The organism is Bacillus sp. 05T31, from assembly GCF_056396725.1.
Genome location: NZ_JBFTMA010000338.1, coordinates 1 through 8,684, shown reverse-complemented (window position 1 = coordinate 8,684; position 8,684 = coordinate 1). Strand labels below are relative to the sequence as shown.

Here is an 8,684-nt window from a genome sequence, read left to right as displayed (position 1 = left end):
TGCAAGTAGCGCTCCACCAATACTTGTATTCAATCCAGCTTGAAATCCAGTTACTACTCGTTTCCAATATAATAAAAGCGTTGATAAAATCCCTATAATAAGTGCCAATTCTACAGACCAAATCCCAACTACCGCACTTAATTCAACTTTTCCAAATGCTTTCATACCAATAGCTGAGAAATCAAAACCATCTGGATACCACTTTGGTATCATGATTGTGAAAACTTTATTCATTACACCTACTAAAATAAGTGGTACAAACGCAATTACTTGCTGTACTCTTGTAATTTCAATACCGCTTAATATCGGCATATCTTTTTGTTCTAATTGCAAAGATGCTGCCATTTCAGAATTTCCATCGTTAAAACCAAAATACCCTTCTCCTGCTGCTTTTGCCTTCTTACGCTTACTCTCTAAATAAAGTAAACCTAACGTTAAAACAAAAATTGCGCCTAAAATACCAAGTATCGGTGCTGCATAAATATCAGTTTTAAAAAAAGTTGTAGGTATTACATTTTGAATTTGTGGTGATCCAGGAAGCGCATCCATTGTAAATGTTGCTGCTCCAAGAACGATTGTGCCAGGGATTAAACGCTTTGGAATATCCGCTTGTCGAAACAACTTCGCCGCAAACGGAAATATAGCGAACACCACTACATACACACTAACACCGCTATACGTTAAAATAGCTCCCATTAAAACGATTGCTAAAATTGTACGTTTTTCTCCAACTAACTCTACAATCGTCTTTGCGATGGAATCAGCGATTCCTGACATTTCTACTACTTTCCCAAATATTGCTCCAAGTAAAAACACTGGGAAATATAATTTGATAAATCCTACCATTTTCTCCATAAAAATATTTGAAAAGAAAGGTAATACAAAACTAGGCTCTGTCAAAAATACCGCAAATAATGCAAAAATCGGTGCGAATAATATTACAGAAAATCCTTTATATGCTACAAACATGAGTAAACTAAGTGCTAATAAAATAATAACTAGCTCCAATTATAACCCTCCTTTTAAACTGAAAATTCAATCTTTTWATGRCGAACTTTTACTCGTATTTCGAACCCTTTTATTTCATGACATTCCTCCTCTTTTTATCCCGCTATTTGCGGGCAGTAAGACTCCCACCTTAAAATTCAGCAAATGTGCAGAAGCTAGGCGGGATATCAACTGCTCGTAACAGCCCGATTGGTGAGGGCTGATAATCAGTGCCGGATGGACAAAACTTCCACTAATTAAAGTTTTACTTTATTACAAATTTTTCATGCTAAAATTGTCTAATTATAGTATTCGATTACATATGTAAAATCCCTTTAAACAAAAACGATTTCATCGTCATATGTTATAAAGGGATTTCTAGGTTCTATTTCTATAGTTTTATCGTACTATTCTCTATACAAAAGCTTTGTAACTCTTCGACATCTTTCACTATATGAATCGCCCCAGCATCACTCAATTCAATCTCACTACCATATCCATACAATACACCTATTGAAGCAATTCCGTTACTGTTCGCACCGATTACGTCATGCTTTCTATCACCAATCATCACCATTTCTTCTTTTTGAAGTTCTTCATTTGTTTGTAAAATATGAGCAATTATTTCTTCCTTTTTTATTCTTGTCCCATCTAAATTACTCCCAACAATCTCTTCAAAAAAAGATGTTAACTGAAAGTGCTCTATTACTTGTTTCGCAAATACAGTATTATATCTATCTGCAAAAGATTGTTGAATTGGTGGACCGATAAATGAATCTAACTCACTTATATTCACTTCTTCAATCCCCATTTTTTCTAACACGTATAGAACAGCATTGATTATCCCTTCTTTCGGATCAGTTAATGTTCCATCTAAATCAAATAGAAATGTTGTATACATATTTAATTCCCCCACTGATTTTATATGTACCCCATTAAGGCCATTCTCCTACTTACCCCTTTACTATACTATCACCATCTTATTTTTCAGAAAATTACTTTTTTTAACCCTTATACTTTCAGTTACAAAATCACAAAAGATATGATAAAGTGAAAAAGTTATACTTAATTTAATAGAAACTGGTGAATCACATGTCAATTACGTTAATTTTTATAATGGCTTTCACAATTGTTATCCACGCAGTTGAAACTAGCTCTTATAGTATTCGATTAGCTGGTGTYCGTTTAAAAAAGATTGTCGTTGCCTTATCCATCGTAGGAATGGTACTACTTATTTCAAGAACATCTAACTTACTACAAGCTTTTTTAATTGGTGGTATTGTCGATGAAGCAAAGCTAGATTCTTCTATTGATTTAGAGCATATTATACGGCTCGTTTTATTATCTGCTTCTGTCGGTACATTGCTCGCGATTATACTTTATCCAACTTTGACAAAGCTATTTGGATACGTCATTCAAAACTTTGAAACAGATGGTTCATTCATACGAATGATGAAGACGAATAACATTCAAAAATTAAAGTACACAAAAAAATATGTACGCTTTCCAAAGTTTGAGATGATTCATCGAATGCGTATTGGCGGAATTCCGAAGCGAATTATGCTTATTAATATGTTTGCCACTGCCATTTATACAGCTGGTGTTCTTTCCGCACTATATGCTTCTTTTTTAAATCCGACTTATGCAACAAAGGCTACTACAGCTTCTGGTCTTGTTAATGGTTTTGCTACTATTTTATTAACAGTTTTACTAGATCCACGTATCGCTCTTTTAACAGAACGGGCTCTTCAATCAGAAGAAGGTTCTGAAGCAATGAGTAAGATGTATGGTTGGCTMATGATWTCTAGACTTCTCGGTACATTATTAGCGCAACTATTATTCATACCAGGTGCTTACTGGATTACATGGATTATTAAGCTTATGAATTAATTCACTCTCTAAAAAAAGTAGGTGTACTATCAAATGACTATTAAAACCGAACAAGATATTATTCAATTGATCCAAAATGATCCGTGGATGATGAATGTATTACAAATGGCAAAATCACTAGAGCTACCTGATTGGTGGATTTGCGCTGGGTTTGTCCGTTCTAAAATTTGGGATACCTTACATAACTACGAAGTAAGAACGGCTACGCCAGATGTCGATGTCATTTATTATGATCCATTACATAAAGATGAGGTGTACGAACAATCATTAGAACAGAAACTAATGAATATGGATGCTACTATCCCTTGGTCAGTGAAAAATCAAACTCGCATGCATGTAGTGAATGGAATGCCACCATACTCTTCTTCTATTGATGCTATTTCTAAATTTCCTGAAACAGCAACCGCTCTTGGTGTTTCTTTGGACGAACAAAACAAAGTCATATTAACATCCCCATGCGGAATAGAAGATGTACTTTCATTACAAGTGAAACCTACACCTCATTTTCTTGAAACGAAAGAACGAATACATATGTACAACAAAAGAGTTAATCAAAAGAAATGGCAAAGTAAATGGCCTAATATTACAATCACTTATCCAGAAATTTAAAATAGAGCGCTTCGCATTATACGAAGCGCTCTTTCTTCTTTAGTTCAAAAAATGAATGACTGTTTCAGCAAATCGATCAGCTTCCTCATAATGTGGTGTATGGCCACTCTCTTCGAATATGATATGCTTCCCATTTTGAGCATCTTTATTAAATGTTTCAATTTGCTTTTCACACGTTACTACATCATGTTTTCCTACAATTAATAACATTGGATTTTGTATATCTTTTATTTTAGATAATAATGACGTATGACATGCTCCCTCTAATTTTAATCTATCAAAATGGATTTTGGAACGACTTGAAAATACTTCCCACACTTCATCACTATATAAACTATCGTCTGTCTCATCTTCCTTATAATTGTAAATCTCCATTCTTTTTTCTTCTAATTCAGCRCTTAATCTTATATAAGCTTCTAACAACTCTTCTGAACTAGCATTATTAGATAAATAAGCAAAGCAGTCTTCTGCYACTRATTCTTTTCCATACTTTTTTAATAAAGTTCCTGTCTTTTGTAGTAAGGCCCTACTTGTTAATGCAAAATCGAAAGTCGGACCTTCAAATATTAYTTTCTCTATTGAATTTGGATACATCGACGCATATAACAACGCTAAATATCCACCGAAAGARTGYCCRATTACAGACCATTTCTCAATTTGTARTASTTTTCTTAKTTCYTCACAGTCTTCAAYTAAATCAYWTARTCCAAAAGWTTCTTCYTCRGTAATTMCTTCTGAYCGACAAACYCCTCTTTGATCTATCATAATTACATATAAGGAATCTTTTAATCGTTCCGCTTGATGAAATGAAGTAAATACTATCTTTCCGTAATTTCCACCTACAAAAAATTCAGCTTCTAACACTTTCTTTTCCATCTTGAATGATACGAAAATACTAATAAATAATGCTCCCAGCGGCATTAATATATTACTAGATAAGAAGTCTACTGCATCAAAAATATTCTTCCCAAAAATCGTAATATCACTCCATACTCCAAATGATAAGGCAGATGGTATACCTGCTAGGAAAATGYAGAACCCGATGATCCATGATAGTTTAGCTCTTCTTTCTTGTTCACCATTTGCTAATGCTGAAACAACCGTCTCTAGTAGAGAAAATGCCGAGGTTAATGTGGCAAATGTAAATAGCGCAAGAAATACAGTTAAGAACAATCCTCCGAATGGAATTTGGCTAAATACAGATGGCAATACAATAAATAGTAAGCCCGGCCCTTCTGTCGGCTCCATTCCTAATGAAAATACTGCTGGAAATATAGCAAGACCTGCAAATAAAGAGACGAATAAATTCAATCCAACAATTGTTATTGCTGATTTTGGTAAACTTTCTTTTTTATTTAAATACGAGCTATACGTAACCATAATCGAAATCCCTATACTAATCGCAAAGAATGATTGGCCCATTGCGAATAAAATACTTTCTGAAGTAATCTTCGAGAAATCTGGTTGTAAGAAAAACTTCACGCCTTGCATCGCATTATCCAGTGTTAATGAACGAATAATAAGAGCGACAAATAAAACGAACAATGCTGGTAGCATATATTTACTTGCTTTTTCAATTCCATTTTGTACACCTTTTGATACAACCCATATCGTAATGAACATAAAAACGAAATGTCCAGTAATAGCCCAAAGCGGATTTCCAATTGTTTCAGTAAATAACGAACCGTAATTTTGTCCCGGAGTAATAAGTTGTCCAGTTACTCCTCTGAATAAATAAATTAGTACCCATCCACCTACAACACTATAAAATGAAAGTAATATAAAACAAGTTCCAACGCCAAGACGTCCAATCCAGTGCCATCCTGTATTTGGTGCGATACTTTTAAATGCTCCAACTGCTTGTTTCTGTGTACTGCGTCCAATCATAAATTCAGCTATAAGTAGCGGTAATCCAATTAATACAGTAAATAATATAAAAATTAAAAAGAATGCTCCTCCCCCGCTCTTCCCAGCGATATAAGGAAATTTCCATATTGCTCCAAGTCCAATTGCTGATCCTGCTGCTGCCATTATAAAACCTAATTTCGAAGTCCATTGCTCCGTCTGTTTCATCCTATTTTCCTCCCGTTAAAATCATTTTATATTAATAAATAAATATTATTGATCAATCTGAATAAAACCTCCATTTCTTTTTCTATAAAATAAAAAAATGGCCCAACGTCTCTATATAAAGAGACGCTAAGCCATTTACTTAACGCGGTACCACCCTTATTGATTCCATTATGAATCCACCTTAGTAGTAATCGTTTGATTACAAACCTAATATCGAAGGTTAACCGTTAAGATTTACTAAGAATGTAATTCCGTTCCACCTTACTGCTCCTAGGCGAGTTCAGGATGTCATTTGACTATGTCGCACCAACCCATAGCTCTCTGCACAAATACATGACCTTACTACTCCTATTCAACACATTTTAATATTTAGAATATATTTTCTTTTGAAATTAATATGAAGTATATCGGTTATATTTATAACTGTCAAGGGATATATTATTTTTTTGTCGAAAAGGATTTTTATAAACTTTCAATGTAAAAATGAAAGAACAGTAAAAAAGCATCTTCGCGATAATCGCGAAGATGCTTTTTTATGGTATAAGACGTGTACAATCTCTCGGAAAAGCACTCGCCTCTCGTACGTTTGTTAATTCTAAAAGTTTATATACAACTCTCTCTAATCCTATCCCAAAACCACCATGTGGTGGACAACCGTATCGGAATGTATTTAAATAAGATTGAAATTTCTCTGGATGTAATCCTTTTTCTTTAAAAGAAGCAAGTAACATGTCATAGTTATGAATTCGCTGTGCACCTGATGTAATTTCTAATCCTTTATATAATAAATCGAATGAATCAGTAATAGTTGGATTTTCTTTATTCGGTATCGTATACATCGGTCGCGCTTCTTTCGGATAATGTGTAATGAATACAAATTCACTATTATATGTTTCTTTCACATATTTCCCTAGTAACTTTTCACCTTCTGTATCTAAATCCCCTTCAGGAGATTCTTTCCGATACTTCATTTTCAAAATTTCTTGCGCTTCTGCCAATGTGATTTTAGGAATTTCTGTAATGACAGGTACCTCTATTTGTAGTAGCTGTAATTCTTTTTCACAGTTTTTTGCTAATTGTTGAAACATATATCGTAAAATATCTGTTTCTAATTGCATTACTTCATGAAAATCATGAATAAATCCAAGTTCTACATCTAATGATATATATTCATTTAAATGTCTTGAAGAGTTATGATGTTCAGCCCGGTACACAGGAGCAATTTCAAAAACACGTTCGAGTCCTCCGGCTACCATCATTTGTTTATAAAACTGTGGTGATTGAGCTAAATACGCTTCTTTTTGGAAATATGGAAGTTTAAAAACATTCGCACCTCCTTCTGCCCCCTGCGAAACAATTTTCGGAGTAAATATACGTGTGAAATCGTTCTCTATTAGAAATTCACTAAAGCTCTGAACGAGTATAGATTTCACTTTAAATATCGCCGCGATTCGCTCATGCCTTAACGATAATACTCGCTCATTCAACAGTTGATCTAGGCCAACTTGTAACTTTTTTTTATTTATTTCAAATGGGAGTGATTCTGCTCCATTTAGTACTTCCACTTCATATGCAAGTACTTCAACACCTAATTCTGTTTTCGGTGTCTCTACTATTTCTCCAATTATTTGGACCACACTTTCAACATCAACTTTGTATCCGGCTAACTCGTTTTCTAATACACATTGAATAACTCCCGTTCGGTCCCTTAATAATAAAAAACTAACATTCCCTAGATGGCGAATCTTTTTTACCCATCCTTGTAGTAATACAACCTTCCCGCCATGTTCCGTACATTCTCGTGTGAGTGAACGCTTCATTATTTGATCCATTATATTTCCCTCCATTAATTTTATTTTTATTTACGTTATTGTTGTTGTCGTCGTCGTCATCATCCACGGTCACTCACCTCCTTTCAAAGAATACAAAAATCCGCCCCTATAAATAGGGACGGATTTTTCCGCGGTACCACCCAAATTGTCATAATGACCATCTTAGCCCTGATAACGGTAGGTACCGTTTGCTTTTACTAATTATCACGTTCAAAGCAACACTCACAGGTGTCTTTCCATCATGCGGTATCGCAATCTTCCCAGCAACCGATTGCTCTCTGTAGACCCYTGCATCATGTACTTTTCCTAATCATCACTTTTTATATTTACAGAGTATTCTATCTCTTTATTTTATAAAACACAAGCCCTTTTAGAAAAATATTGCGATTTCTCACTAACCAGACCCCTTCTAAAGATATGTAACATGAACATTGAACTCTATACAATTATCATTTGACAGCTTAGAAATGTTTTATCCTTCTCAAATTCTTTCAATCGAACTTTTTTCCATTTTATTACATAAATCACACGTTTCCCACGCATATTATTATTAAAGTTTTATCGGAGGTGTACATATGAAAAAAACAATTAGTTTCTTTCTCCTACTATTATGCTTAGTTGTAGTTAATGAAGCATATGCCTATTCACCAAAATCTTTACCAATCTCTCAAAATTCTGATCAATGGCAAGTGAATATTGATGAACCGAAAAAAACAAGTGAAAATATGCTTCAAGCTAAAAAAGATAAATTTCAAACATATCAATTTTCAGTAAAGAATGTTGGAGAAAACGAAGTATATAACGTACAAGTTGAAGTCTTCCGCAATGAACCAAATATGAAAACAAAATACGAACTCTTTTCCCTAAAAGAAGGTCGTCTAGCAAGTGGAAAAACTGGATTTAGACATGCTAACTTCCCTGTTTCTACAAAATCAGATGAGGTTGACGTTATAATCACTTGGCAAGAACACCCTTTCCGCTCGATGCGAAACGGTCAAAAAGTCGAGTCTAGAAAATTTAAAGAGCATTTTGTTTTTAAAGAAGCAAAAAAATAAATGGAATGCGTATAAATTCACACTATCATTGATATAGCTTAATTTACTAGTACCAGTTCTTAAGCAAATAAAAAAGTCGTGACTTTTAATGAAGTGCACCCCAATTGTTAGACACGGTCTAACAATTGGAGGTGCATTTTTTATGGCTAAATTTTCTTCAAAAGAAAAAATCCAAGCGGTGAAACGATATTTAGATGGTTCAGAAAGTGGAGAAACAATTGCTAAATCTATAGGAGTT

General features: G+C 34.1%; 7 protein-coding genes and 2 other annotated features. Of the genes, 3 read left to right on the top strand and 4 right to left on the bottom strand.

Features of this window, described 5'->3' with window-relative positions:
• Positions 1–1,008, bottom strand: a 1,008-nt coding sequence (locus tag AC1DJR_RS18685) for a GntP family permease (RefSeq protein WP_477003220.1), incomplete at its 3' end; no start/stop codon positions are given.
• Between the two features lie 370 nt (positions 1,009–1,378).
• Positions 1,379–1,888: an HAD hydrolase-like protein gene (locus tag AC1DJR_RS18680; RefSeq protein ID WP_477003219.1), complete on the bottom strand. Its 510-nt coding sequence runs from the start codon at positions 1,886–1,888 to the stop codon at positions 1,379–1,381.
• A gap of 191 nt (positions 1,889–2,079) precedes the next feature.
• Here AC1DJR_RS18680 and AC1DJR_RS18675 point away from each other — a divergent pair, with 191 nt between their 5' ends.
• Entirely contained in the window at positions 2,080–2,877 is a 798-nt protein-coding gene (locus tag AC1DJR_RS18675; RefSeq protein ID WP_113734547.1) for a lipid II flippase family protein, read from the top strand.
• A 33-nt stretch (positions 2,878–2,910) separates the two neighbouring features.
• Positions 2,911–3,486, top strand: a complete 576-nt coding sequence (locus AC1DJR_RS18670) for a nucleotidyltransferase family protein (RefSeq protein ID WP_429687333.1) — start codon at positions 2,911–2,913, stop codon at positions 3,484–3,486.
• Between the two features lie 39 nt (positions 3,487–3,525).
• Here AC1DJR_RS18670 and AC1DJR_RS18665 read toward each other — a convergent pair whose 3' ends face one another.
• Positions 3,526–5,559 (bottom strand): sodium-dependent transporter, encoded by a 2,034-nt coding sequence (locus AC1DJR_RS18665; protein WP_477003218.1) that lies wholly within the window; start codon positions 5,557–5,559, stop codon positions 3,526–3,528.
• Positions 5,560–5,675: 116 nt separating this feature from the next.
• Positions 5,676–5,924 (bottom strand) — a binding site (T-box leader).
• Positions 5,925–6,092: 168 nt separating this feature from the next.
• Positions 6,093–7,391, bottom strand: a complete 1,299-nt coding sequence (gene aspS / locus AC1DJR_RS18660; protein ID WP_429687335.1) for an aspartate--tRNA(Asn) ligase — start codon at positions 7,389–7,391, stop codon at positions 6,093–6,095.
• 111 nt (positions 7,392–7,502) lie between these two features.
• Positions 7,503–7,714: a binding site (T-box leader), on the bottom strand.
• A 252-nt stretch (positions 7,715–7,966) separates the two neighbouring features.
• Between aspS and AC1DJR_RS18655 the strand changes: the two genes are divergently transcribed.
• On the top strand, positions 7,967–8,446 hold the full coding sequence (locus AC1DJR_RS18655; protein WP_429687336.1) for a hypothetical protein: 480 nt from the start codon (positions 7,967–7,969) through the stop codon (positions 8,444–8,446).
• Positions 8,447–8,684 lie beyond the last annotated feature (238 nt).

Bases quoted from the DNA above. Each gene is read 5' to 3' on its own strand.
- aspS (WP_429687335.1), bottom strand. From the start codon at position 7,391: ATGGATCAAATAATGAAGCGTTCACTCACACGAGAATGTACGGAACAT.
- AC1DJR_RS18670 (WP_429687333.1), top strand. From the start codon at position 2,911: ATGACTATTAAAACCGAACAAGATATTATTCAATTGATCCAAAATGAT.
- AC1DJR_RS18655 (WP_429687336.1), top strand. From the start codon at position 7,967: ATGAAAAAAACAATTAGTTTCTTTCTCCTACTATTATGCTTAGTTGTA.
- AC1DJR_RS18680 (WP_477003219.1), bottom strand. From the start codon at position 1,888: ATGTATACAACATTTCTATTTGATTTAGATGGAACATTAACTGATCCG.